At 54.6% G+C, this 25,539-nt stretch carries 22 protein-coding genes and 1 tRNA gene; all 23 read left to right on the top strand.

The features are described 5' to 3' along the window. Positions 1-115: 115 nt before the first annotated feature. Entirely contained in the window at positions 116-3,640 is a 3,525-nt protein-coding gene (gene mfd / locus NLX71_RS19100) for a transcription-repair coupling factor (protein ID WP_254365382.1), read from the top strand. Beyond that, positions 3,627-4,733, top strand: a complete 1,107-nt coding sequence (locus tag NLX71_RS19095; RefSeq protein WP_254365381.1) for a peptidylprolyl isomerase — start codon at positions 3,627-3,629, stop codon at positions 4,731-4,733. The genes mfd and NLX71_RS19095 overlap by 14 nt, the downstream gene beginning before the upstream one ends. 234 nt (positions 4,734-4,967) lie before the next feature. Next, positions 4,968-5,510 (top strand): stage V sporulation protein T, encoded by a 543-nt coding sequence (gene spoVT / locus NLX71_RS19090; RefSeq protein WP_254365380.1) that lies wholly within the window; start codon positions 4,968-4,970, stop codon positions 5,508-5,510. Positions 5,511-5,691: 181 nt separating this feature from the next. After that, positions 5,692-7,392 (top strand): putative polysaccharide biosynthesis protein, encoded by a 1,701-nt coding sequence (locus tag NLX71_RS19085; protein ID WP_254365379.1) that lies wholly within the window; start codon positions 5,692-5,694, stop codon positions 7,390-7,392. A gap of 43 nt (positions 7,393-7,435) precedes the next feature. Beyond that, positions 7,436-8,944, top strand: a complete 1,509-nt coding sequence (gene yabN, locus NLX71_RS19080) for a bifunctional methyltransferase/pyrophosphohydrolase YabN (RefSeq protein ID WP_254365378.1) — start codon at positions 7,436-7,438, stop codon at positions 8,942-8,944. A 77-nt stretch (positions 8,945-9,021) separates the two neighbouring features. Further along, positions 9,022-9,294, top strand: coding sequence for an HU family DNA-binding protein (locus tag NLX71_RS19075; protein WP_010501443.1), 273 nt, complete (start codon positions 9,022-9,024; stop codon positions 9,292-9,294). Continuing rightward, positions 9,294-9,566, top strand: coding sequence for an RNA-binding S4 domain-containing protein (locus NLX71_RS19070; RefSeq protein ID WP_010501445.1), 273 nt, complete (start codon positions 9,294-9,296; stop codon positions 9,564-9,566). The genes NLX71_RS19075 and NLX71_RS19070 overlap by 1 nt, the downstream gene beginning before the upstream one ends. A gap of 359 nt (positions 9,567-9,925) precedes the next feature. Continuing rightward, the gene (yabP, locus tag NLX71_RS19065; RefSeq protein WP_025846843.1) at positions 9,926-10,210 is read left to right on the top strand and encodes a sporulation protein YabP; all 285 of its coding nucleotides are present in this window, start codon (positions 9,926-9,928) and stop codon (positions 10,208-10,210) included. Then, the gene (gene yabQ / locus NLX71_RS19060; RefSeq protein ID WP_254365377.1) at positions 10,207-10,788 is read left to right on the top strand and encodes a spore cortex biosynthesis protein YabQ; all 582 of its coding nucleotides are present in this window, start codon (positions 10,207-10,209) and stop codon (positions 10,786-10,788) included. Before yabP ends, yabQ begins: the two co-directional genes overlap by 4 nt. A gap of 25 nt (positions 10,789-10,813) precedes the next feature. Then, positions 10,814-11,140, top strand: coding sequence for an FtsB family cell division protein (locus tag NLX71_RS19055; RefSeq protein ID WP_254365376.1), 327 nt, complete (start codon positions 10,814-10,816; stop codon positions 11,138-11,140). Between the two features lie 119 nt (positions 11,141-11,259). After that, complete coding sequence (locus NLX71_RS19050) at positions 11,260-11,727, top strand: S1 domain-containing RNA-binding protein (protein ID WP_054975013.1); 468 nt, start codon at positions 11,260-11,262, stop codon at positions 11,725-11,727. A gap of 94 nt (positions 11,728-11,821) precedes the next feature. Beyond that, positions 11,822-11,895: transfer RNA gene (locus tag NLX71_RS19045), tRNA-Met, on the top strand. A 416-nt stretch (positions 11,896-12,311) separates the two neighbouring features. Continuing rightward, positions 12,312-14,807, top strand: coding sequence for a stage II sporulation protein E (spoIIE, locus tag NLX71_RS19040; protein ID WP_254365375.1), 2,496 nt, complete (start codon positions 12,312-12,314; stop codon positions 14,805-14,807). A 101-nt stretch (positions 14,808-14,908) separates the two neighbouring features. Continuing rightward, complete coding sequence (locus tag NLX71_RS26665) at positions 14,909-15,043, top strand: JAB domain-containing protein (RefSeq protein WP_309248969.1); 135 nt, start codon at positions 14,909-14,911, stop codon at positions 15,041-15,043. A gap of 133 nt (positions 15,044-15,176) precedes the next feature. Further along, a complete protein-coding gene (locus NLX71_RS19030) occupies positions 15,177-15,956 on the top strand; it encodes a vWA domain-containing protein (protein WP_254365374.1) in 780 nt (259 codons plus the stop codon). Further along, entirely contained in the window at positions 15,940-16,851 is a 912-nt protein-coding gene (locus NLX71_RS19025; RefSeq protein ID WP_254365373.1) for a protein kinase domain-containing protein, read from the top strand. Before NLX71_RS19030 ends, NLX71_RS19025 begins: the two co-directional genes overlap by 17 nt. A gap of 88 nt (positions 16,852-16,939) precedes the next feature. Continuing rightward, positions 16,940-18,370: a tRNA lysidine(34) synthetase TilS gene (gene tilS / locus NLX71_RS19020; RefSeq protein WP_254365372.1), complete on the top strand. Its 1,431-nt coding sequence runs from the start codon at positions 16,940-16,942 to the stop codon at positions 18,368-18,370. A 15-nt stretch (positions 18,371-18,385) separates the two neighbouring features. Continuing rightward, entirely contained in the window at positions 18,386-18,925 is a 540-nt protein-coding gene (gene hpt, locus NLX71_RS19015; RefSeq protein WP_254365371.1) for a hypoxanthine phosphoribosyltransferase, read from the top strand. Positions 18,926-18,995: 70 nt separating this feature from the next. After that, positions 18,996-20,963: an ATP-dependent zinc metalloprotease FtsH gene (ftsH, locus tag NLX71_RS19010; RefSeq protein WP_254365370.1), complete on the top strand. Its 1,968-nt coding sequence runs from the start codon at positions 18,996-18,998 to the stop codon at positions 20,961-20,963. Positions 20,964-21,257: 294 nt separating this feature from the next. Next, complete coding sequence (nadA, locus tag NLX71_RS19005) at positions 21,258-22,196, top strand: quinolinate synthase NadA (RefSeq protein WP_254365369.1); 939 nt, start codon at positions 21,258-21,260, stop codon at positions 22,194-22,196. Between the two features lie 35 nt (positions 22,197-22,231). After that, positions 22,232-23,845, top strand: a complete 1,614-nt coding sequence (gene nadB, locus NLX71_RS19000; protein WP_254365368.1) for an L-aspartate oxidase — start codon at positions 22,232-22,234, stop codon at positions 23,843-23,845. Beyond that, positions 23,838-24,725, top strand: a complete 888-nt coding sequence (gene nadC, locus NLX71_RS18995; RefSeq protein ID WP_254365405.1) for a carboxylating nicotinate-nucleotide diphosphorylase — start codon at positions 23,838-23,840, stop codon at positions 24,723-24,725. Before nadB ends, nadC begins: the two co-directional genes overlap by 8 nt. Continuing rightward, positions 24,722-25,489: a type III pantothenate kinase gene (locus NLX71_RS18990; protein WP_254365367.1), complete on the top strand. Its 768-nt coding sequence runs from the start codon at positions 24,722-24,724 to the stop codon at positions 25,487-25,489. Before nadC ends, NLX71_RS18990 begins: the two co-directional genes overlap by 4 nt. The last annotated feature ends 50 nt before the right edge of the window (positions 25,490-25,539 follow it).

Genomic DNA, 25,539 nt, shown 5'->3' with positions numbered 1-25,539 from the left:
CGGGTGGATCGTCCTTCCGATTCGCTGCTTCAGAAGCGATTGCGCCCGCACTGCTGCTTATTCACGGGACTTCTAGGCTTTTTTAGTGTTACGCGGTTGAGAGGGGTGTCCTGTTTTGCAGGCTTTGATTCAGGCGTTCTCCACGGACAACGATTTTCAAAGCGTCGTGTCCGGCCTACGTTCGGGGATGAGAGAACAGTTAATAGCCGGGTTGACCGGTTCTTCACGGCAGGTGATGCTGGCTTCGCTTTACGAGGAGCTGCAGCAGCCTCTATTTGTCGTGACCCACAATATGTTTTCTGCGCAAAAAATGTTCGAAGATTTGGCGGAGCTGCTGCCAGAAGGCCAAGTTCTGCTATTTCCGGCCCAGGAGCTTCTGGCGGCCGAAGCGGCCATCGCAAGTCCGGAAATGCTGGCGCAGCGGATCGACGCGCTGTCCAAGCTGGCAGATAGCTTTCGCGGGATCGTCATCGTGCCGTATGCCGGGATGCGGCGACTGCTGCCGGACCAGACGTCGATTGCGGAAGCCCGGCTTCGCGTCGCCGTCGGCGATACAATTGAGCTGGAGTCGTTCATCGGCCGCATGGTCGAGCTTGGATACGAACGGGTAGAGCGTGTCGAGAACAAAGGGGAGCTGAGCGTTCGCGGAGGCATTATTGATTTTTATCCGCTCACTTCGCCGAACCCGTACCGGATTGAGCTGTTCGATATTGAGGTGGACTCCATTCGGACGTTCGACCCGGCCGATCAGCGATCGATCCATAAATGCTCCGAGCTTGTCATTACGGCCTGTCGTGAGATCGTAGTCGACCGTAAACGGTTACAAGCGGCGGCGCAGCATGCGTATGAGCTGCTTCAGGAACAGATCGGTAAAATGTCGGACCGCGGGGCGAAGGACCGGCTGCTCGAAGGCATCGGCCACGAGATCGAGCTGCTTCGCGAGGGGCAGAATTTTCAAGGGATGTTCAAATACGTCTCTTTGCTGTTCCCGCAGCGTCAGACACTGCTCGATTACATGCCCAAGGACTCCGTTCTTATCGTGGACGAACCGGCTCGGCTGCTGGAGACGGCAAAGCAGCTGGAGAAGGATGAGGCCGAATGGATGACGATGTCGCTGCAGGACGGCAAATGTTTGCCGCAGCTCGTGCTGTCGAAGCCGTACGAGACGCTGTTGCACCGCAGACCGTATCCGACCTTGTACATGTCGCTGTTCCTGCGGCAGGTGCCGCAGACGTCGCCTCAGAACATCGTCAACTTCATGTGCCGCCTGATGCAAAATTTCCACGGGCAGATGAACCTGTTGAAAAGCGAAATGGAGCGTTGGAAAAAGTCCGGCGCGAAGGTGATGATGGTCGCAAGCGGCGCGGAGCGGGTCGACCGCATCAAGCGCGTGCTGGCTGACTACCACATCGACGAGCCGCAAATCGTGGACGGCAATCTGCAGACCGGCTTCGAACTGCCGAGCATTCATCTGGTCGTCATCACCGAAGGCGAGATGTTCACGCAGAAGCAGCGCAAAGCGCGCAAGGTGGACAAAAAGATCGAAAACGCCGAGCGGATTAAAAATTACCAGGAGCTCAAAATCGGCGATTACGTCGTCCACGTCAACCATGGGATCGGTAAATTTGTCGGCATCGGCACGCTTGAGGTCGGCGGCATTCATAAAGATTATCTACACATCATGTACGCCGGCGGCGACAAGCTGTCGGTGCCGATCGACCAGATCGATCATGTGCAGAAATACGTCGGCTCGGAAGAAGGCAGGGAACCGAAGGTCTATAAGCTCGGAGGCGCCGACTGGAACCGCGTGAAAAGCAAGGCTCGCGCGTCCGTACAGGATATTGCCGACGATCTGATCAAGCTGTATGCGGAACGTCAAGCGACGGCGGGATACGCCTTCAACCAAGATTCGAACTACCAGCAGGAATTCGAAGGCATGTTCCCCTACGAGGAAACGTCGGATCAGCTTCGGGCCATTGAAGAAATCAAGATAGACATGGAGAAAGCCAGACCGATGGACCGCTTGCTGTGCGGCGATGTCGGATACGGAAAAACCGAGGTGGCAATCCGCGCGGCGTTCAAGGCGGCGATTGACGGCAAGCAGGTAGCGGTGCTCGTGCCGACGACCATTTTGGCGCAGCAGCATTATGAGACGTTCCGGGAGCGCTTCTCGGGCTATCCGTTTAACATTCAAGTGCTCAGCCGCTTTCGCTCCAAGAAGGAGCAAACCGAAACGATGAAAGGCATCAAGAACGGCACCGTGGACGTGGTGATCGGGACGCACCGGCTGTTGTCCAAGGATGTGCAATTCAAAGATCTGGGACTGCTGATCGTCGACGAAGAGCAGCGCTTCGGCGTATCGCACAAGGAGAAGCTGAAGCGGTTGAAGACGAACGTGGATGTGCTGACGCTGACTGCGACGCCGATCCCCCGTACCCTGCATATGTCCATGCTCGGCGTACGGGACTTGTCGGTCATCGAGACACCGCCGGAAAACCGTTTTCCGGTGCAAACGTATGTCGTCGAATATAGCGCCTCGCTGGTCCGGGAAGCCATCGAACGGGAACTGGCGCGAGAAGGTCAGGTCTATTACCTGTTCAACCGCGTGCAGGGAATTACCCAGATGGCCGATCAAATCTCGATGCTCGTTCCCGACGCCCGGGTGACAGTCGCGTATGGCCAGATGTCCGAGCAGGAGCTGGAGAAAACCATTCTTGACTTCCTCGACGGCGAATACGACGTGCTGGTCAGCACCAGCATCATCGAGACCGGGGTCGATATCCCGAACGTCAATACGCTGGTTGTCCACGACGCCGACAAGATGGGCTTGTCCCAGTTGTATCAGCTTCGCGGCCGGGTCGGGCGCTCCAACCGGATCGCTTACGCTTACTTTACGTACCAGCGCGATAAGGTGCTAACGGAGGTGGCGGAGAAGCGGTTGCAGGCGATAAAAGAGTTTACAGAACTTGGTTCCGGGTTTAAAATTGCGATGAGAGACTTGTCCATCCGCGGTGCGGGCAACCTGCTCGGCGCGGAGCAGCACGGATTTATCGCTTCGGTAGGCTTTGATCTGTATTCGCAAATGCTTGCCGAGGAAATTCAGAAGCGCAAGAAGGAATTGGGCGGCGAAGCCGTGCAGGAGACGAAAGTATGGTCAACGCAGCTCGATATCCAATTGGATGCTTACATTCCCGGTGATTACATCTACGATAGCGTGCAAAAAATCGAGATTTACAAAAAAGTAGCGGCCATTCAAACCTTGGATGAAGCGATGGAGCTTGAGGACGAATTGGTCGACCGATTCGGCGATCTGCCGGAGGCGGTGCAAAATCTGTTGACCGCCGCGCGGCTGAAAGTGTACGGTGCCTTGTACGGTATCGAGATCATTTCGCAGAAGGGGCTCGATTACGAGTTCAAAATTCACTCCGATCAGAATGGCAATCTGGACGGACAGAAGCTGTTCCAGTTGTCGGGGGAATTTGAGAATCGGGTCAAGCTGATCAGCGGACCGCAAATTCACATCGAGCTTAAGGGAAAAGGGTTGAAGCCAGAAGAAACCATCGCTTTGCTGGAAAGGTTTCTGGTACAATACAAGCGTGTGTTGAAATCGAAGGGAGAGCTGCAAAATGTGGCAAAATAAACGGAAACCGTTACGAAGAGGGCTTATGGCTCTTTGTGCGCTCGTATTGGTCGCGGGCGTCGCTGCAGGTTGCGGCAAGAAAAAGGACGAGGCGGCAACGGCTGCTGCCGATAAAGGCAAACCAACCGAGGTGCTTGTGACGTATAAGGACGGACAAGTCACGCGCGGCGAATTCGATACCTTTTTGAATGTGAGCACGTTCTTTAATAAGCAATTTGCGCAATTCAAAGACGACCCTGGCTTTCAACAAAATATGATGAAGCAGCTCGTCACCTTTAAAATTTTGTCCTCCCGCGCGGATGATAAAGCCAAAGAGGAAGCCGAGAAGCAGTTTACCGAACAGTTCGAGAAGATCAAGGGCATCATGAACGCTCAGGAAGGCGGCATGGAGAAACTGCTCAAGGATGCGAAGCTGGAGCAGAAAGACGTCGAAGAGTTCATGAAGCGCAGCATCACGGGAATTGTTTCCGAAGAGAGCAAAGTGACCGACCAAGAGGTTCAAGCCGCTTATAACACCAAACTGGAACAGGACAAATCCGCTTTTGTGACGGCGACGGTCAGGCATATTCTGATCGGAATTAAAGATTCGGCGACAGGCAAGGAAACCCGTTCCAAGGAAGATGCGCTCAAGCGGGCGAAGGAAGTCCAGGACAAATTGAACAAGGGCGGCGACTTTGACGCGCTGGCGAAAGATTATTCCGACGATCCTGGTTCGAAAAACGATGGCGGCAGGTACATGAACGCGGACATTTCTATGTGGGTACCTGAATTTAAGAAAGCGGCGGCGGAGCTGCCGATCGGGAAGATCAGCGATCCGGTGGAAACGTCGTACGGCTACCATGTGATGAAAGTCGAATCCCGCAAAACGAAAACGCTCGACGAAGTCAAGCCGGAGCTGCGTTCCGAGGTGGCCGAGCCGAAGATATACGATTTTGTGGAGAAAGAACTGCCAGGTTTGATTAAGACGAACAATCTGCCGAAGCCGGAGGAGAAAAAGCCGGCCGAAGCTCCGAAAACCGATGCGCCTAAAACTGAAGCTCCGAAGACAGAAGCTCCTAAAACGGACGCGCCTAAGACGGAAGGCGGCAAGTAACAATTACCAGGGTACCCGATGGGGTGCCCTGTTTTGTTTTCATTTTTTTGGACATAATGTAAACAGCGATGGCTTAAGCGTCCGACCAAGCGTTTGCAACCGTGCCGGGGTTGGACATGCATAGGCCGCCGGGAATTGAAGAATACTAGGGTCAGTCGAATTCCCTCCATTTTGCATACAGGGTCACATCCAGTCTGTATCCCATTCTTCTTGGAAAGCGAGGCATCTAGAAACATGAAAGCAACTGGAATCGTTCGTCGTATCGACGATCTTGGCAGGGTCGTAATCCCGAAGGAGATACGCCGCACCCTGCGTATTCGGGAAGGGGATCCGCTTGAAATTTTTGTGGACCGGGACGGGGAAGTCATATTAAAGAAATATTCTCCTATCGGCGAGCTTGGAGATTTTGCCAAGGAATACGCTGAATCGCTCTATGAGAGCACGAACCATATCACGATGATATCCGACCGCGATACAATCATTGCCGTGGCTGGCGGCTCGAAAAAAGATTTTTTGGAGAAGCAGATCGGTTCGCTGGTCGAACAAAGCATGGAAAACCGTAAAGCAACGCTGGAAACCGGCGGTGGCTCTTTTGAAATCTGCAAGGACGTTACCGAGACGTACAGCTCGTATGTGATTGCGCCGATCGTGGCGGGGGGCGATCCGATCGGTTCGGTGATCATGCTGAACAAGGACGAGAATGTGAAGATGGGTCAAATGGAACTGAAGATGGCGGAAACGGCCGCCGGCTTTCTGGCAAAGCAGATGGAGCATTAGCTCCGCCGATGGACAGCGATGCGCAGCTTCCTGATAGGAATCCCTTGGAGGGAAATCGGGAAGCTTTTTGCGTTTTTGGAAAAGGATTGCGAATTGCGGTATAATGAGGCTGCAAAATCTGTCCGAATGGTCTCTCGCCGGACGGATGAGGGACCGGTCGCGGGAACGAAGGGGAAGCGTCATGAAAGAGCGATCGGAGCGGATGGAGGCAGGCGGGGCTGAGATTGCGGACAGCAAAGACCGGTCTGGCGGAAACGGCTCGGCGCTGCTGCAAGGGGCGGCGCTGCTCGGTCTGGCGGCCGTCATTTCGAAGCTGATCGGCACGCTGCAAAAAATTCCGCTGCAAAATCTGGCGGGCGATGCGGTCTTTGGCATATACAATGCCGTGTATCCGTTGTACATATTGATTTTAGTTTTGGCCACGGCCGGATTTCCTCTGGTCGTATCGAAGTTTGTGTCGGAGTATGCTGCCGAACGGAAGTATCACGAGGCCCGGCGCGTACTCCGGGTGGCTTCCTTATCGCTGATGGGCACCGGCATCGTCTTTTTTTCGCTGCTGTATTTCGGGGCGGAGACGCTTGCGCGGTGGATGGCTGCGCCGCAAACGGCTCCGGCGATACGAAGCGTGTCTTATGCCCTGCTTATCGTGCCCCTTATGTCTGCACTGCGCGGCTACTATCAAGGCTATCAGGATATGCGGCCGACCGCTTGGTCTCAGGTGGTGGAGCAGACGGTTCGGGTGGCGACGATGGTCGTTTTGCTGCTCGTGCTGATGCGGCTCGGCCTCGGGCCGGAACAAATCGCCGCAGGCGCAACGTTCGGCTCGGTAACGGGCGCGTTGGCGGGACTGGCGGTCATGCTGTGGTACTGGCGTAAGGAGCGGGGAAGTGAGCCTTTTCGGGCGCAAGCCCCGGTTGGAGGGGACGGCGGCGGCTGGCGGCGCGACTGGGCGCTGGCGAAACGGTTGTCCGCCTATGCGCTGCCCCTCTGTCTCGGCTCCGTGGCGATGCCGATCCTCACGCTCGTCGATTCGTTTACGATGCCTCGGTTGCTTCGTTCGGCTGGCTTCGACGAGAACGAGTCGTTGTATCAGTTCGGGCTGTACAATCACGGCTTGCCACTCGTACAACTGGTCGCGATGATTGCATCCTCGATGTCCGCGGCGCTTGTTCCGGCCATCGCCGAAGCGCTCCGGCGCGGCGATGCGGATGCGGTGCGCGCACGCGCGGGCTTGTCCCTGCGGCTGACCTGGCTGATCGGACTTGCCGCTTCGTTCGGGCTCGCTCTGCTGGCGGAGCCGCTAAACGTGATGTTCTTCAAGAGCGCCGAAGGCACGGCGGCGATGGCGGTTTTGGCGTTCACTGCCCTGTTCTCGGCGGTGAACATCGTCGCGGGAAGCGTGCTGCAGGGCCTCGGCGCCGTGCGCGCGCCGGTGCTGTACCTGCTGCTCGCCGCCGCGGTGAAAATCGCCGCCAGCGTGGCGCTCGTGCCGCGCTACGGCATCGACGGCGCCGCCTGGGCGTCCGTCGCCGCCTACGCGCTCGCCGGCGGCCTCGCGCTTGCGCACGCGCTGCGCGCCGCCGGCGTCCCGGCCGCGGGCGGCCTCGCCGCCATGAAACCGATGCTCGGCATCGGCTTCATGGCGCTCGGCCTGCTGACCGTGACGCACGGCGTCCCGCCGCTGCTCGCGCGGCTGCCCGCAGCCCTGCCCCCACGGGGCACGGCCGCGGTCATCGCGCTCGGCGGCGTCGCCGTAGGGGCGCTCGCTTACGCGGTGGCCCTGCTGCGCCTTGGCGTCGTCACCGCCGCCGATCTGGCGCTCGTACCGCAGCTGGCGGGGAAGCCCCTCGCCTGGCTGCGCCGATTCCGGCTGCTCCGCTGACGGAGCGCCCCACCTCAAAACCAAAAGGAGGCGGTTCTGGGCTATGTCCACTCAACCGCAAATTACGGTCGTCGGTCTCGGAACCGGCGACGAAAACCAACTGACCCTTGGCGTCTGGCGCAAGCTCGAAGCCGTCGGCGCGCGAGGCGGGGCGATATTTCTCCGCACCCGGGAGCACCCGATGGTCGCGATGCTTGACCATCACAGCCTTCGCTACGAGACGTTCGATGCAGTCTATGAAGCGCACGAGGGCTTTGACGCCGTCTATGAGCAGATCGCTTCGCAATTGATCGAGCGGGCCAAAGCCGCGAGCACCGGGGAGGTGCTCTACGCCGTACCTGGCCATCCGATGGTGGCCGAGCGGACCGTGCAGTTGCTGCGCGAACGTTGTCCGGCCGAGGGCGTGCTGCTTACGTTGATGGGTGGCGAAAGCTTCCTGGATCAAGCGTTTCTGCGGCTCGGCTTCGATCCGATTGAAGGCTTTCAATTGCTCGACGGCACTTCACTGACGGCGAGCGGGCTCAATCCGCAGCTGCATACGCTGATCGGGCAAGTATACGATGTCTACACGGCGTCCGACGTGAAGCTGACGCTGATGGAGCTGTATCCGGACGATTATCCCGTCGTCGTCGGCCATGCGCTTGGTGTGGCCGGAGAAGAGCGCGTGCGCGAGGTGCCGCTCTATGAGCTGGATCGGGTGGAGGGTTACGGCAATTTGTCCTTGGTCTGGGTACCGCGCACCGACCGCGAGGACGTGCGGAGCCGCACCTTTACCCGGCTGCATGAGATTGTGGCTATCCTCCGCAGCCCCGAGGGCTGTCCGTGGGACCGCGAGCAGACGCATCAATCGCTGCGCAAAAACCTGATCGAGGAAGCGTACGAAGTGCTGGAAACGATCGACGAGGACGATCCCGACCATATGCGCGAGGAACTCGGCGATCTGCTGCTGCAGATCATGCTGCACTCGCAGATCGAAGCGGAGGACGGGATGTTTAGCGTCTTCGACGTCATCCGCGAGCTCAACGAGAAGCTCGTCCGTCGTCATCCGCATGTCTTCGGAACGGCGCAGGCGGAAGATGCCGACGAGGCGCTGGGCAACTGGCAGCAGATCAAGGAGGAGGAGAAGCGGAAGAAGGGGATCAACCCCGACGAACAGCCGCTTCTCTCCGGCGTTCCCCGCGAGCTGCCGGGACTGATGAAGGCGTACAAGCTGCAGAAGAAAGCCGCTTCGGTCGGCTTCGATTGGGGCACCAAGGAAGAAGTGCTGCCGGTCGTCGAGTCCGAGCTGGCCGAAGTGAAAGAAGCGATCGAGCGTTTCGGCAAAGCGGAGCAGCAGGAAGAGTTGGGCGATCTGCTCTTTTCCGTCGTCAATCTGGCGCGGTTTCTCAAGGTGGACCCCGAAGAAGCGATGGCGGACGCCAACCGCAAATTTTTTGAACGTTTTGGGTATATCGAGGCGCAATTGCGTTTAAAGGGCAAATCATTTGACCAAACTGACTTGCAAGAGATGGAATCTTTGTGGCAGGAAGCAAAAAAAGTTCTGAAAAAATAAGAGGCTTTGCAGGATTTTCCTAACGAACAAAGAATACTTTAGTTCAGCGTCACTTTTAAGAGGAGGATATTAAACTCATGAACAAAACCGATCTTATCAACAACATCGCAGAAAAAAGCGGCTTGACTAAAAAAGACGTGGAATCCGTATTGAACAGCTTCCTTGGCGAAGTAACGGAAGCATTGTCCAACGGTGACAAAGTACAATTGATCGGCTTCGGTACGTTCGAAACCCGCAAACGCTCGGGCCGTACGGGTCGCAACCCGCAAACGGGCAAAGAAATCACCATCCCCGAGTCCAAGGTTCCCGCATTCAAAGCAGGCAACAAGCTTAAAGAAGCGGTGAAGTAATGCGGCTTGATAAGTTTCTTAAGCTTTCCCGTCTGATCAAGCGGCGTACCGTCGCGAAGGACGTGTCCGAGCAGGGCCGCGTCTGGATCAACGGACGGGAGGCGAAACCGAGCAGCGCGGTGAAAGTGGGCGACGAGCTGACCATTCAGTTTGGGCAAAAGCTGGTGACCGTGCGCGTGGAACTGCTGTCTGAGTCGACCCGCAAGGAAGACGCGGCCAAGATGTACACGCTGCTCAAAGAAGAAATGAATAAACCCGAGCCTTTATTTTAAAGGCTCGCCGAAGAGACCGGCATGGGCCCGGTCTCTTTTTTAGTTGCCCCAACCTACCCTTACGGACTTCGCTTTTACATTTCCCTTTCCCAGTCGTGGTTCTAAACCTTGGACGACCTCCATATTTTTAAGTAAACAAGCTTTGTGCGCACGTTGTCTTTTCCATATAGCGAAGCGTAGAGCTGTGTCATGGCCGGAGAGTTTACGTGCCGCCTTTGAAAACGGGTTATTTCCCTCTGAAATTTATATTAAGATAACCCGTTTTCAAGAGCGGCCGCAGGCCATGAGCACAGCTCGAAGCGCCAGCGCATGGATGAAGTCGGGCTGCGCCAAAGCGTCCAAGGAGGATGAACCAAGCCATGGTAGAACAGCCGGGGAAGGTGAAACGGCAGGAGATCAAGATGCTCAACCGCAAGCTGCTCGAGGTATCCGGCGTGTTGAATGTGGAGAGCTTCGACAGCGAAGAATTTTTGCTTGAAACCGAATGCGGATATTTGATGATCAAAGGGCAAAATTTACATATTAAAAACTTGAGCTTGGAGCAGGGTCTTGTTGCCATTGAAGGGTACGTGAACGAGCTGGCCTATGTTGACGCAAACTCCCAAGGGAAAACCAAGGGATTCCTGAGTAAGCTGTTCAAGTGACGCTGCATATCCAGTTCATCACCTTGGGGATGATGTATGCGGGAGGTCTGGCGCTCGGGGGATTGTATGACGTGTACCGGGTGCTTTCCGGCCAGCTGAAAGTCCGGGCATGGCTCCGGGCAGTTCTGGACCTTCTTTACTGGCTCATGGGCACGCTTCTCGTATTCGCCATGCTGTATGAGAGCAATTGGGGCGAAGTTCGCCCGTTTATATTTTTGGGTCTTGGCATCGGGATAACCTTTTACTTTTTGGTGTTTAGCCGGACGATGATTCGGGTAATACGGTTTATGATCCGTGCCGTGCTGGCTGCGATCCGGGTCGGCAAGCGTACGGTTCAGTTGTTGATCATAAAGCCGGCCTTGGTGATGTACCGCATCGTTGTGATCTTTTTGGGATTTTTGGGTGCGATGGCTATATTCCTGTACAAAATTGTGTTACAATTACTTTATCCTGTGTGGAAATTGCTGTTATGGCTTCTTAAGCCTTTCGGTCGATGGATCCGTTTTCGCGTTTCCGTCCCCGCATGGGTTCTGAAAACCGGTCAAAGCATCGCGGCATGGCTCCGTCGACTCTTTTGATCGTACGTAGGAGGATTTCTGGTACATGCAGGCTGTCTCGAAAACCAATCCGATGCAATCGCATAACAAAGGCTCCTTTCGCCGACGCCGTTTGGTCATGCTGATGCTGGCTTGTTTTTTGAGTTGGGCCGGCGTCACACTTTGGAATCAGGTCGATAAAATCAGCGAGCGCAGCCAGAAGCTTAGCGCAGTCCAGCAGAAAGAAGCGGAAGCGCAGCAGCAGAACGCAACCTTGCAGCGTGAGATCGCGCGTCTGAATGACCCCGAGTACGTAGAGCAAAAAATTCGCAAAGAGCTGCATTATGTCAAGCAAGGGGAAACGTTGTTCTATGCCCCGAAACCAGCCCAATAGTAACACGGCAAAAGATGGGCACAGCCTTGTGTTGACCGTATTTTCTCCATAAGTTATAATCGGCATAGCTTCAATTTCTCATTGTTTCTTAACTATTTAAGGGAGGATTAGTTTACTTTATGGCAATTGAAGTGGGCAGCAAGCTGCAAGGAAAAGTGACAGGCATTACTCACTTTGGGGCGTTCGTTGAGCTATCTGAGGGGGTTACCGGCCTTGTGCACATCTCGGAGATTGCGGACAACTATGTCAAGGATGTCAATGATCATCTGAAGCTTAACGATATCGTGACCGTAAAAGTGATTAATGTCGACAAAGACGGCAAAATCGGATTATCGATCAAGCAAGCGGTCGATCGCCCGGTGGATGCCGCTCCGACAAGGCCCGCTCGTTTTGACAGACAAGGCGACCGCGGCGGCTTCGGCCGAGGGGACCGTGGAGGCCGTGGTGGTGGTAGACCTCCCGCCAACAAGCACGTTACCTTCGAAGATAAAATGGCGCGTTTTCTGAAAGACAGCGAGGATCGCATCTCTTCCTTGAAGAAAAATACCGAGGGCAAAAGAGGCGGACGCGGCGCGCGTCGTGACTAATAAATAGACGGAACCGGATGGGCCGAGGTCCATTCGGTTTTTTTGCGGGTGCTTGACAAGCCCTTCCCCGCTGTTATATACTCATGCTTGTTGCGGCGGCATAGCTCAGCTGGCTAGAGCGTACGGTTCATACCCGTAAGGTCGGGGGTTCGATCCCCTCTGCCGCTATAATTTTAAAGGCAGTGAATAAACCTGAGGTCCGGCGGTGAAAATCGTCAGACGATCAGGTTTTTTGTTTGTCCATTTTCCGCTGGTTTGGCGGGAAAGCCATGTCTTTGTCACAAGTCAGGGCGGGCCGGACTTTTTTTGTCGTATCTTTCGGGCGGTCCCGGCGAATCGACAGGTTGTAACGTAAAGGACAAAGGTCCGCTGCGAACAAGTTCCGAACATAAAGTGACGTGTACGAAACCGTAATTTATGATAGCGCTTTCAATTTCTGTTCACTCGCTGGTTCAGGGCGATTCGCGGCGGCAACTCATTTTGTCGGAAAAAACTTTGGACCAGCCCCCGCATTCTGACAAACTTTCCGATGGACAGCTTATATACTAAGACCACTAATAGTTTATGGGTGGTGTGATGAAAATATGCAAAAACGTCAAAGTATGAATGCAATGGGAACGACAGCGTCGGGATGGGTGCTTCGGATTAAGCAAGGCATGATTGCGTTGGTCGTGAAAAACCGGTTGGTGCAGTGGTTCGTCGCCAAGAAATGGTCGATATTGCTGCTGCTGATGGCGTTTTTGCTGGGCCGGGCGATGATTCTCGATCAGCTCGCGCCGTTCGCGGTCGCCTTTTTCGCAGTCATGTATTTTTTGCGGCGGGAGCTGCTCTATTGGACCGGTGTATTTCTGGCTGCGGGCGGTCTGTTCTCCATCGATCCGAAGCATACGGGATACCTGGTTGGGCAGATGCTGGTCTTCCTGCTGATCCAAAAAGGCGTAGAGAGGTTCGAGCGGTCCGACATCTCGTTTGCTCCGGGAATCGTGTTCGCCGCCACGTTTTTCGTTCAGCTTTTCTCCCATTTGGCCTCTGCGGAACTGAGCTGGTATACGCTGATGATGACCGGCATCGAATCGACGCTGAGTCTCATTCTGACACATATCTTCCTGCAAGCGATTCCCGTGTTTACGCTAACCCGCAAAAATTACAATTTAAAAAACGAAGAAGTCATCTGTCTGATCATTCTGCTTGCTTCGGTGATGACGGGAACCGTGGGCTGGTTCATCGGGCCGGTTACGCTGGAGCACGTGATGTCGCGGTACTTGATCCTGCTGTTTGCGCTCGTAGGCGGGGCGCCGCTCGGGGCTTCCGTGGGGGTCATCTCCGGGCTCATTCTAAGCCTCGCCAATGCAAGCGCCATTTACCAGATGAGCTTGCTGGCGTTTGCGGGGATGCTTGCCGGGCTGCTGCGCGAAGGCAATAAAATGGCTGTAGCGCTCGGCATGCTGATCGGTTCTTCCATTCTTTCCTTTTATCTGGGCAATTCGTCGGAGGTGATTTATTCCACATGGGAATCGGTGGCCGCGGTCTCGCTGTTTCTGATGACGCCGAAGGGAGTCATTCAGATGCTGGCCAAATACGTGCCGGGAACACAGGAAAATCTGAAGTCACAGCACGATTACGCCAAGCGGGTGCGGGATGTGACCGCCAGCCGCGTCGAGCAATTTTCCGAGGTGTTCAAGCAGCTTTCCCGCAGCTTTAAGCAGGTGACCGTCGATGCGCAGTCGGCGCGCAAGGAGGAGGAAGTCGGCCACTTCATGAATTCGGTGGCGGAGAAGTCGTGCGCGAACTGCTGGAAGAGGAAGCAGTGCTGGGACGGCAAGTTTTATCAGACGTATAAATTTATGACCGATATGATGACGGAGGTGGAGCTTCGGGAAAATATGTCGCGCAAGGATATCCGGCCGCAGTGGAAGAAGCAGTGCATTAAGCCGGATCAAGTGCTGGAGGTGATGAAGCAGCAGTATCAATTGTACAAGCACGATCAGCATTGGAAGAAGCAGATCGTCGATAGCCGCCAGATCGTAGCGGATCAATTGTCCGGCGTATCGCAGGTGATGGAGGACCTGGCGAAAGAGATCAAACGGGAAGGACATGAGCTCTTCATGCAGGAAGAGCAGATCCGCAGCGCGCTGGAGGAACTGGGACTCTCCATACATAGCATCGACGTCATCAGCTTGGACGAAGGCAATGTCGAGATCGAAATCGTTCATCAATATACGAGGGGCTTTGACGAATGCCGCAAAATCATCGCGCCGCTGCTTTCCGAGATTGTCGGGGAGAACATTGCCGTCAAGAACGAGCAGGCGATGGAGCGGAAGGAAGGCTACAGCACGGTGTTGTTCGGCTCGGCGAAGGAATACGAGGTCGAAACCGGAGTGGCCGGGGCGGCCAAAGGAGGGGATTTGCTGTCGGGCGACAGCTTCAGCACCGTGGAGCTTGGCAACGGCAAGTTTGCGGTGGCGCTGAGCGACGGCATGGGTAATGGCGAGCGGGCCCGGGCGGAGAGCAGCACGGCGCTGTCGATATTGCAACAGCTGCTGCAATCCGGCATGGACGAGAAGCTGGCAATCAAATCCGTCAATTCGGTGCTGATGCTTCGCTCGTCGGACGAGATGTTTGCGACGGTCGATGTGGCGCTGATCGACTTATACAACGCGCAGACCACCTTTTTGAAAATCGGATCGACGCCAAGCTTTATTAAGAGAGGGGATGAGGTATTCCCGGTTTCGGCCAACAATTTGCCTGTAGGGATCGTGCATGATATCGACGTCGATCTGGTCAGCGTGCCTTTGCGGCATGACGATATTTTGATCATGATGACGGACGGCATTTACGACGCGCCGGGGCATGCGGTGAATAAGGAGTTGTGGATGAAACGGATGATCAGCGAGATCGAGGCGGACAGTCCGCAGGATTTTGCCGACATTTTATTGGAAAGGGTGGTGCGGTATCACCATGGGGATATTTATGACGACATGACGGTGGTCGTCGCGCGGATCTCGAAGTTCCAACCGGAGTGGGCAACGTTCCGCTGGCCCGGCATGCAGCGCGTCGACCGTCCGAAGACGGTCAGCTAATGCAGGTGCGAAATCAGCCGCAGTATCTATGGGGGGGAGCTGCGGCTGTTCCATAATCACCCTTCTGGCGATCCGACGCCAAGCGAGAGGATATCGAAATCGTGCAGAGGATTGTCGAAGCTGGCAATCTGATGCTGATCGAAGTGCTCGATCATATCATAACAGGCGATGGGAAGTATTGCAGCATGGCTGAGCAAGGATTGCTGAACAAGGGCCAGTCTGAACCCGAAAAATGAATCCGATCTGCTTATTGTTAAGCGGGGTCGGATTTTTTGTTTTTTGCATTGTTCAAAATGTAACACTGGAGGGCAAGTTTAGAATTCTCCCAACTGGAAAAACTGGGTAATAGATAGATGGGAGGATGAACAGATGAAGCAGATCATACTTATGACCGACGGCTGCTCCAATGTCGGAATCAGCCCGGTCGTCGCGGCGGCGGAAGCGAAAGCGAAAGGGATTATCGTTCACGTCATCGGGGTGCTGGACGCCGGGGAGATCGGCGAGCTGGGCGCTTCCGAGATCGACGAGATTGCCGCTGCGGGCGGCGGCATGAGCCGGACCGCGCAGCCGTCGCAGCTCTCGCAAACGATGCAGATGATAACGCGCAAAACGGTTGTTCAGACGATCCAGCAGGTGGTTGGACAAGAGCTGCGGAGCATTCTGGGCCAGACGACGAAGCTGGAGGCTCTACCGCCGGAGCAGCGGTCCGAAGTGGTGCGGGTTATTGACGATTTGACGGAAACGGCGGATTTAAAGGTCGCTCTGCTGATCGATGCCAGCGCCAGCATGAAGCCGAAGCTGCCCGCCGTCAAGGAAGCGATCTACGATCTTCAGCTCAGTCTGCAATCGCGAATGGGCGAGAGTCTGCTGTCTGTCTTTCATTTTCCGGGCAACGTATCGGGTGATCAGGAGGTCGAGATGGACTTCGATTGGACCCGTGACCTTGCAAATTTGAAACGGTTGTTTTATAAATTAAACATGAAGGGTACGACGCCGACAGGACCGGCGCTGCTCAAAGTCGTTGAATTTATGAACGGCCCGGCCGATGATACATGTAGAAGCAAGCATAATGCAGCGGGGGATCGGCGGACGGCCGATAGCCGTATGAGATCAAGCGAGGATGGGATATTCGGTGACTACGTCGTTTAGGCCCGCTTTTCCGGCGGGAACCCTCGTAAACGGCAAATGGAATCATAACGCATACCGTGTGGAGCGGCTGCTTGGCGAAGGAGCCAACGGCAAAGTATATCTGGTCTCCCAAGGGAAGCGGTATTACGCGCTTAAGGTCGGTTTTGACGCCGTGGATCATCAGTCCGAGGTCAATGTGCTGAAAGCGTTGTCCCAGTCGTCCACATCGTTTCAACAGACGCTGATTGATGTCGACGATTTTTCATGGGAGGGTACGGATTATCCTTTTTGCGTCACAAAGTATATCAAGGGAAAGTCCTTGACGGAATACATGAAGCAGTACGGCAGCGATTGGATTCATCTGATCGGCCTGAACCTGCTGCGGAAGCTGTCCGAGCTGCATGCGAGCGGCTTCGTCTTCGGCGACCTGAAAGCCGAGAATATGATCATATCGGGCTACGGCGATGTGGCCTTGATCGATTTCGGCGGTGTAACGGCCAAAGGGCGCGCGGTGAAGCAGTTTACCGAGGTGTACGACCGCGGCTTCTGGAATGCCGGCACGAGGATGGCGGACGATGCGTACGATTTGTTCTCCTTCGCCGTGCTGGTGCTCAGCGTGACGGACCGGGAACGCCGGTTTCATTCCGTGAATTCGCTGCTGCCGCAAAATCGGAGCGTCGAGTGGCTGCTCGATATGCTGAAGGATAATGCGCTGCTCGCGCCGTCGGCTCCTGTGCTGCGCAAAGCGCTGATGGGCCGCTACACGAGCTCCAAGCAAGCGCTGGCCGACTGGCGCGCGCGCGGCTCGGCTTACCGTCCGGTGCGTAAGAAGCCGGTCAAAGGGGGCTGGATTAAGCTATGTTTCGCCGCTTCCCTGGTGTTGTTCGGCGCGGCTATTTATTTCGTATTCCAATAAAATGTAGATAAAGGCAATTCAAGACGGGCCGGATCGGGTAATAGTCAAACGAAACGAGAAGGCACGTCAGACGAGAGGTTGTTCATTCATGGAGACGGCAGGAACATTATCCGCGCAAGTGGAGCGGTTCATACAACACGAAGCATTGATCGAACCGGGGGACGGCGTAGTCGTGGCGGTATCGGGCGGACCCGATTCCGTTGGGCTGCTGCACCTCCTTTTTGCGTTATCCGGCCGTTATCGTCTTCGGCTCACCGTCGCACACGTGAATCACGGCTTCCGGGGCGCCGAAGCGGACCGGGAGGCGGAGCTGGTGAAATCGCTCGCCGAGCGATGGGGCCTCCCTGTAGAAATGGGCTTCATCGATATGCCCCGTATTATAGAAGAAACGGGTCAGAATCCCCAAGCCGCCGCCCGGGACAAGCGGTACAAGTTTTTGTTCGACGTAGCGAGGCGAACGGATTCCCGTCGAATCGCGCTCGCCCACCATGCGGACGATCAGGCGGAGACAATGCTGATGCGGCTGCTGCGCGGAACGGGGCCTTCGGGATTGTCAGGTATTCCGGTGCGCAGAGTGGCAGAAAATAATTTGGAACTCATACGCCCCTTGCTGCGTATATACAAAGCGGATATTATCCGGTACTGCGAAGCGGAAGGACTGCCGTATTGTACGGATAGCAGCAACTTGGAGAGAAAGTACGCTCGCAATCAGGTTCGAATGGACGTGCTTCCCTTTCTGTCCCGCTACAACGAACAGCTGCCTGCGGCGTTGAATCGGCTGGCGGAGACGATGGCCGGAGAAGACGATTTTATGGACCAGGAAGTCCGACGGATCTGCGAGCGGCACGTAACCCGAAAAAACGACGGTTACAGCTTTTCCGCAAAATGGTTTACGGGGGTACATGTTGCTTTACAAAGGCGGTTGATTAAACTAATATTAAATTATCTTGCTTCTGACCCGGACTCCATGGATTTCCCGAAAGTCGAACAATTTCGGACGGCTGTTCTCCGCGAACGACCGTCCAATTTTCGATTGGAAATCGGGCAGAACATCGCGCTCAGCAGGGAATATGATCGTATCGCGGTTCATACTATGGTGTTACGACCTCTCCCTTACGCGTACATGCTGCGCGAAGGCCAGACGGAGCTTGCGATTCCTGAGACGGGAGTCCGCCTTACGCTCCGCTCCTTGGACAGCGAAGAGGTGCACCCTGAATGTACCGATGCCTGGACCGCCTGTTTCGATGCGGAGGAACTTGCCATGCCTCTCACGGTCCGAAGCCGCCTTCCGGGAGACCGGATGAAGCCGCTCGGACTAAACGGGACGAAAAAGGTAAAAGATATGTTCATCGATGCGAAAGTACCTCCTACTTTGCGCGAGACGATTCCGATTATTGCGGACGCCGGCGGCAGCGTGCTTTGGGTACCGGGCGTTCGGCGGTCTTCGGCCGCTGTGATTACCGGTCGGACGAAGCGAATGCTACATATTGAAGTGGAACATGGCAAAGATTTTTATTAAGTGGGAGGACCTCTCTTGCAAAACGACATTCAAGAAGTACTGTACAGCGAGCAGCAAATTCAAGACAAAATCAAAGAAATGGGCGAGCAGATCAGCCGAGATTTCGAAGGACGCAACCCGTTGGTCATCTGCGTGCTGAAGGGCGCATTCATCTTTATGGCCGATTTGGTCAAGCAGATCACGATTCCGCTTGAGCTCGATTTCATGGCCGTGTCCAGCTATGGCGCATCGACGAAATCGTCGGGTGTGGTCAAAATTATTAAGGACCTCGATATTTCCGTGGAGGGACGCCACATTGTGATCGTCGAGGATATTATCGACAGCGGCTTGACGCTAAGCTATTTGATCGACGTGCTTGAACGCCGCAACGCCCTTTCCATTACAGTCGCCGCATTGTTCGACAAACCGGCGCGTAGATCGGCCGAGTTGGACGCAGACTATAAAGGCTTCGTGATCCCGGACGAGTTCGTGGTGGGATACGGTTTGGACTATGCGGAGAAATACCGGAACCTGCCGTATGTCGGCGTACTGAAGCCCGAAGTTTACTCCCAATAGCATTTCTTGAGATGCCAAGACTTGCTGTGGTACAATATACAAAGTTGCCGTTGTTGAGAGGAGGTAGGGGATGAATCGCATTATTCGCAACACAGGCTTTTATCTGCTCATTTTTTTGGTCACCGTCGGAATCGTTCATTTTATCAGTACGCAGAATGAACAGAAAGACACGATCAGCTATGATAAGCTCCGCGTGGCCTTAATCGAAAAGAATGTCGAATCCATCATCGTAAAATACGATGCTCAAACGTATCTGGTTCGGGGGAAATATAAGAACGCTACTACGGATAAGAAAAATTTCGAATCTCGTGCGCCTTATGAACCGGAAATCTTCCGTTTGATTGAAAAAAGCGACATTCCCACAGGTAACGTTTACATCGAGAAAATGGAAGGGGACAATGTTTGGATCAGTTTCCTTACCTCCATTATCCCGTTTGTGATCATCTTCATCCTGTTTTTCTTCCTGTTGAATCAGGCGCAGGGTGGCGGCGGAAAAGTCATGAATTTCGGCAAAAGCCGGGCAAGGCTCTATAACGAAGAGAAGAAGCGCGTAACGTTCGAGGACGTTGCCGGAGCCGATGAGGAGAAGCAAGAGCTGATTGAAGTTGTTGAGTTTTTGAAAGACCCGCGCAAATTCGCAGCCGTAGGCGCCCGCATCCCGAAAGGGGTTCTGTTGGTCGGTCCTCCGGGTACCGGTAAAACGTTGCTTGCCAGAGCCGTAGCCGGTGAAGCTGGCGTACCGTTCTTTAGTATCAGCGGTTCCGATTTCGTGGAAATGTTCGTCGGCGTTGGTGCTTCCCGCGTACGCGATTTGTTCGAGAATGCCAAGAAAAACGCACCTTGTATCATATTTATAGATGAAATCGATGCAGTCGGCCGTCAGCGCGGCGCCGGACTAGGCGGCGGGCACGACGAGCGTGAGCAGACGCTCAACCAGCTTCTGGTTGAGATGGACGGCTTTGGCGCCAACGAAGGAATTATCATCGTGGCCGCAACGAACCGTCCGGACATTTTGGACCCAGCCTTGCTGCGTCCGGGACGCTTCGATCGTCAAATTACCGTTGATCGTCCGGATGTGAAAGGCCGCGAAGCGGTGCTGAAGGTACATGCGCGCAACAAGCCGTTGGCTAAAGATGTGAAGCTGGATCAGCTGTCCCGTTACACAACTGGATTTACCGGTGCGGACCTTGAGAACCTGTTGAACGAAGCAGCGCTCATCGCGGCACGTCGCAATCGCAAAGACATTTCGATGGATGAGATCGACGAAGCGTTCGACCGTGTTATCGTCGGTACGCAGAAGAAAAGCCGCGTCATCAGCGATCGCGAGAAAAGGATGGTCGCTTTCCACGAAGCCGGCCATACGATTGTTGGTGTTCATGTCGAAGACGCTGACGTTGTGCACAAGGTAACGATCATTCCGCGCGGCCGCGCTGGCGGCTACGTCATGATGCTGCCGAAGGAAGGCGAAGACCGGATGATGCAGACAAAGAACGAGCTGCTTGACAAAGTCACCGGACTTCTTGCAGGGCGCGTCTCCGAGGAACTGTTCATCGGTCAAATCGGAACGGGTGCTTACAGCGACTTCCAACGAGCCACAGGCATCGTACGCCGCATGATCATGGAGTACGGGATGAGCGACAAGCTCGGACCGATGCAGTTCGGTACGACCCAGGGCCAAGTTTTCTTGGGCCGGGATATCGGACATGAACAGAACTACAGCGATGCCATCGCTTACGAGATCGACCAAGAGATGCAATCGATTATGCGCACCTGCTATGACCGGGCCAAAGAAATTTTGACCAAGTACAGCGACCAAGTGCACTTGATTGCCGAAACGTTGATCGAGAAAGAAACGCTGGAGAAAGACCAAATTCGCGAGCTTATCGAGACTGGCAAGCTTGGGCCCGTGAAAGAAGACGGGGAAGCGAAGCCGGAAGATGTGAAAGTGAACATCCAGGGGCAGCATCAAGAATCCGAAGCCAACAAGCTGGATTTCGTGAAAAACGAGCCGGATGGCGATAAAGAGGAAAATAAATAATTTTGCAAATAAAACCGGTGCCACATGGCACCGGTTTTTCCGTATCTGTACAGGTTAAAAAAGGACGCTGATTGAGAAACTAGCCTTAGGAAAGGGGAGCGGATCGGTCCATAATACGAAACCGGTATATTCCGGCCTTTTTTGTACCTATTTCAGCATTGACACCGCCCGGTCTGTTGTGTAAATTAAGTGTAAATCTTCAAACACTTTGTGAACATTTTCACCAGCGATTGCAGCACAGAGAAATGAGTCAGAAACATCAGGGTGGTCATACGAAAAAAAGGATGGTGCGTCATGGAAGCATTAGCGTTGGAGCGTAAAGCGGAGCAGCAAAAAGAGCTGAAAGAGCGGATCGTCCAGCTGAAGAAAGAACGGAATGCCATTATACTTGCTCATTATTATCAACGTGACGAGATTCAAGAGGTAGCCGATTTCCGCGGGGATTCGTTCCTGTTGGCTCAAAAAGCCGCTTCCACTGACGCCGATGTGATTGTATTCTGCGGCGTGCATTTTATGGGCGAAAGCGCAAAAATATTGGCCCCGAACAAAACGGTGCTCATCCCGGACGAGCGGGCCGGCTGTCCGATGGCCGACATGGTCAATGTCGACGGTCTGCGGGCGTTAAAGCAAAAGCATCCAAACGCTAAAGTCGTGGCTTACATTAATACGTCGGCGGAAGTCAAATCCGAAACCGACATTTGCTGTACGTCGGCCAATGCGATCAAAGTCATCAATTCGGTCGACTCCGATGAAATCATCTGGGTCCCGGATAAAAACCTCGGTGATTACGTTTCCAAATTTACCGATAAGAAAATGATTATTTGGGAAGGGTACTGCAACACTCACGACATGCTGACTGTCAAAGATGTTGAAGAGATGAAAGCTCAATATCCGAATGCCCAATTCGTCGTTCATCCCGAATGCCGCCCGGAGGTCGTCAAACTCGGCGATTTTGTCGGCAGTACAACGGCCATCATCAAATATTGCAGGGAATCCGATTGCCAGGAGTTTATTGTCGGTACGGAAGACGGTACGGGGTATCAGCTCCGGCTTGACAGCCCGAACAAAACGTTCCATTTTGCCACCAAATATTTGGTCTGTCCTAATATGAAGGTAAACAACCTGAAAAAAGTGGTCAAATGTCTGGAGACGAACCAACCCCAAATTTATGTACCACCGCAAGTGGCCGACAAAGCCAGAGCATCTTTGGAGCGCATGCTGCAGGTCAAGTAGCATGCGCTACTTCCTTGTTGAACGGGTGAGAGCTGATGATACCTCGTTATTTGGTTAATTTCGATGTGCGGCTGCTGCCGCAGGTACATACCGATGTCATTGTGATCGGCGCAGGAATCGCAGGTCTTTTCACGGCACTGCGTTCCGCAGAGAACCACAAAGTGCTGATGGTTACCAAAAAGTCGCTGCTTGACAGCAATACCCGGTACGCCCAAGGCGGAATTGCGGCTGTCATTTCGGACGAAGACTCGCCGGCCTATCATCGGCAGGATACGCTGATCGCGGGAGCCGGACTTTGCTCTTCTGTGGCCGTGGATGTTCTGGCGCACGAAGGGCCCGTCGGGGTTACGGATTTGATCCGGATGGGGACCGAATTCGATATGGAAGACGGACGCTATGCGTTGACGAAAGAAGGGGCACACAGCCAGAGGCGTATTCTTCATGCGCAAGGGGACGCTACCGGCGCGGAAATCGTGCGTGCGTTGTCCGAGAAAACGAAGCAGGACCCGAATATCGACATTTGGGATGACCATTTTGTAATCGATTTAATTACGGATAACGGCGAATGCTACGGCGCGCTGGTTCAAAGGCCGGACGGCAGCCGGGTGATCGTTCACGCGAAGGCGACCATCCTATGTACCGGCGGAGCGGGGCAATTGTTCCGTTATACGACCAATCCCGATATCGCCACCGGGGACGGCATTGCGATTGCTTACCGGGCAGGAGCGAATATTCGGGACGTGGAGTTTATTCAGTTCCATCCGACGGCTTTGTGCTATCCGGGAGCCCCGAGGTTTCTTATCTCTGAAGCGGTACGCGGGGAAGGGGCCGTACTGCGCAATATTAACGGTGAGCGGTTCATGGAACGGTATCATCCGCAGCTGGAACTTGCTCCGCGGGATATTGTTGCCCGGGCGATCGTCAGCGAAATGGAGAACACCAAGTCGACCTTCGTCTACATTGATTTTACGCACGAATCGGAAGAAACAGTGAAGCACCGGTTTCCGACGATTTACGAATACTGCCTGTCCTACGGACTCGATTTGTCGTCCGATTGGATTCCGGTAGCTCCGGCGGCTCATTACATGATGGGCGGTGTAGAGACCGACCTGCACGGAGAAACAGCTGTCAAGCGTCTGTTTGCGTGCGGGGAAGTATCCTCTACGGGGGTACATGGGGCCAATCGGCTGGCCAGCAACTCGCTTTCCGAAGCGATTGTGTTCGGGCGGCGGATTGTCGAGCGGATCGACCGCTTGTCGCCGATCGCAGAGCTTCCCCATATCCGGGAGGAGCGACGGTCCAAGGATAACGCCATTCAGCCCGTTGTCGAAAAGAAGCTGAAGCTGCAAAAGGTAATGCTCATATACGCAGGACTCAAACGGCACGCTCAAGGACTGGAAAAAGGGTACAACGAGCTGAAGCGGCACGTATCGATCTTCGATAGTTGTTTGGCCAAGCGGGAAGAATATGAATTTGCCAATCTGCTCATCTGCGCGCTTCTGACGACGCAGGCCGCTTTGATTAGGCAGGAAAGCCGCGGGGGACACTACCGGGAGGACTTCCCGGACAAAGATGACGCGGTCTGGCACAAGCATACCGTGTTTAATCGTGCAAACGGCATTACGGAAGGACGGATTGATGATGTTTGAGTTGAACCGGTCGAATTTGGAACGGAGCTTGCGAGCTTGGCTTGAGGAAGACATCGGGATGGGCGACGTCACGACGATGACGACGATTCCGGCGGAATCGCAAGCCAAAGGCATTATTCACGTCAAAGACGAGGGTATTATCGCCGGGCTCCCGGTGGCCGAAGCGGTCTTCGCATTGGTTGACCCGCAGCTTCGTTTCGAAGCGAAGGTGAACGACGGCGCGGCGGCTCGGTACGGCACCGTGATCGCGGAAGTATCCGGCAGCACCCGCAGCATTTTGCTCGGGGAACGTCTCGCGCTGAATTTGCTGCAGCGGATGTCCGGCATCGCTACGCGTACGCGCCAGTTTGTGAACCGGCTGGAAGGACTGCCGGTTCGTCTTGTGGATACGCGCAAAACGACGCCGGGCCACCGGATGCTGGAGAAGTATGCGGTTCGAGTCGGGGGAGGACATAACCACCGGTTCGGATTATATGATGCCGTCATGATCAAGGACAACCATATCAAGGGGGCGGGAGGAATCCATCAAGCCATTACGGCGGCCCGCGCTCAAATTCCGCATACGATGAAGATTGAAGTCGAAGTGGAAAACTTCGAGCAGCTGGAAGAAGCGTTAGCTTCCGGTCCTGACGTTGTTATGCTCGATAACATGTCGCCGGAGCAAATGTCGCATGCCGTACAGCGCATGAAAAGCCAGGCTCCGCATATCATGGTAGAAGCGTCGGGTAACGTTACGCTGGACAGTGTCCGCAGCATTGCCCAGAGCGGGGTGGACGTCATTTCCGTCGGCCGGCTGACGTATTCCGTTCAGGCGCTTGATATCAGCTTGGATTTGAACGAACAGAAAGGTTCCGCAGGAGAAAAGGTGGACCGGCCATGATCTTAGTGGTGGACGTGGGAAATACGAACATCGTGCTCGGGATCTATGAAGGGAAGCAGTTGCTTCACCACTGGCGGCTGAGTACCAACCGGTCCGCCACTTCGGACGAGTACGGAATGACCATGTACAACCTGTTCCGGCATGCGGGAATCGGCCTGGATCAAGTCGACGGCGTTATTCTTTCTTCCGTCGTGCCGCCGCTGATGTTTGTACTGGAACAATTGTGTTTAAATTATTTAAAGAAAGCGCCATTGATTGTAGGACCTGGTATCAAGACCGGACTGAATATCCGTTACGAGAACCCGAAGGAAGTTGGCGCAGACCGGATCGTGAACGCAGTCGCCGCTATCGAGCTGTACGGCTCGCCTTGTATCGTGGTCGATTTTGGAACAGCTACGACGTTCGACTATATTGACGAGAAGAGCCAATTCATCGGCGGTGCCGTGGCGCCCGGGATCAGTATCTCCACCGAAGCTCTGTATCAACGGGCGGCAAAGCTGCCCCGCATTGAGCTGGTGAAACCTAAAAGCGTCGTTGGTCGTAATACGATTGCATCGATGCAGGCCGGAATTATTTACGGCTTCGCCGGTCAAGTGGACGGAATCGTGGAACGGATTAAACAGGAGTTCCGGGTGGAGCCGAAAGTTATTGCAACGGGTGGACTGGCAGAGCTCATTGCAGGGGAATCGCGCACGATCGAATTAATCGATCCGCTTCTCACGCTGCAGGGATTGCAAATTATATATGAACGCAACATCAGCTAGAGAACTGCATATTCGCAGCAAGTAGGACTCCTTATTCCGGCTTCCGGGAC

Source organism: Paenibacillus sp. MZ04-78.2 (genome assembly GCF_024213375.1).
Taxonomy (GTDB): Bacteria; Bacillota; Bacilli; order Paenibacillales; family NBRC-103111; genus Paenibacillus_G.
The sequence above is the reverse complement of the archived record's forward strand: the minus strand, read 5'-3'. Positions and strand labels throughout refer to the sequence as shown.

Bases quoted from the DNA above. Each gene is read 5' to 3' on its own strand.
- NLX71_RS19095 (WP_254365381.1), top strand. From the start codon at position 3,627: ATGTGGCAAAATAAACGGAAACCGTTACGAAGAGGGCTTATGGCTCTT.
- spoVT (WP_254365380.1), top strand. From the start codon at position 4,968: ATGAAAGCAACTGGAATCGTTCGTCGTATCGACGATCTTGGCAGGGTC.
- NLX71_RS19085 (WP_254365379.1), top strand. From the start codon at position 5,692: ATGAAAGAGCGATCGGAGCGGATGGAGGCAGGCGGGGCTGAGATTGCG.
- yabN (WP_254365378.1), top strand. From the start codon at position 7,436: ATGTCCACTCAACCGCAAATTACGGTCGTCGGTCTCGGAACCGGCGAC.
- NLX71_RS19075 (WP_010501443.1), top strand. From the start codon at position 9,022: ATGAACAAAACCGATCTTATCAACAACATCGCAGAAAAAAGCGGCTTG.
- NLX71_RS19070 (WP_010501445.1), top strand. From the start codon at position 9,294: ATGCGGCTTGATAAGTTTCTTAAGCTTTCCCGTCTGATCAAGCGGCGT.
- yabP (WP_025846843.1), top strand. From the start codon at position 9,926: ATGGTAGAACAGCCGGGGAAGGTGAAACGGCAGGAGATCAAGATGCTC.
- NLX71_RS19055 (WP_254365376.1), top strand. From the start codon at position 10,814: ATGCAGGCTGTCTCGAAAACCAATCCGATGCAATCGCATAACAAAGGC.
- NLX71_RS19050 (WP_054975013.1), top strand. From the start codon at position 11,260: ATGGCAATTGAAGTGGGCAGCAAGCTGCAAGGAAAAGTGACAGGCATT.
- spoIIE (WP_254365375.1), top strand. From the start codon at position 12,312: ATGCAAAAACGTCAAAGTATGAATGCAATGGGAACGACAGCGTCGGGA.
- NLX71_RS19030 (WP_254365374.1), top strand. From the start codon at position 15,177: ATGAAGCAGATCATACTTATGACCGACGGCTGCTCCAATGTCGGAATC.
- tilS (WP_254365372.1), top strand. From the start codon at position 16,940: ATGGAGACGGCAGGAACATTATCCGCGCAAGTGGAGCGGTTCATACAA.
- ftsH (WP_254365370.1), top strand. From the start codon at position 18,996: ATGAATCGCATTATTCGCAACACAGGCTTTTATCTGCTCATTTTTTTG.
- nadA (WP_254365369.1), top strand. From the start codon at position 21,258: ATGGAAGCATTAGCGTTGGAGCGTAAAGCGGAGCAGCAAAAAGAGCTG.
- nadB (WP_254365368.1), top strand. From the start codon at position 22,232: ATGATACCTCGTTATTTGGTTAATTTCGATGTGCGGCTGCTGCCGCAG.
- nadC (WP_254365405.1), top strand. From the start codon at position 23,838: ATGTTTGAGTTGAACCGGTCGAATTTGGAACGGAGCTTGCGAGCTTGG.
- NLX71_RS18990 (WP_254365367.1), top strand. From the start codon at position 24,722: ATGATCTTAGTGGTGGACGTGGGAAATACGAACATCGTGCTCGGGATC.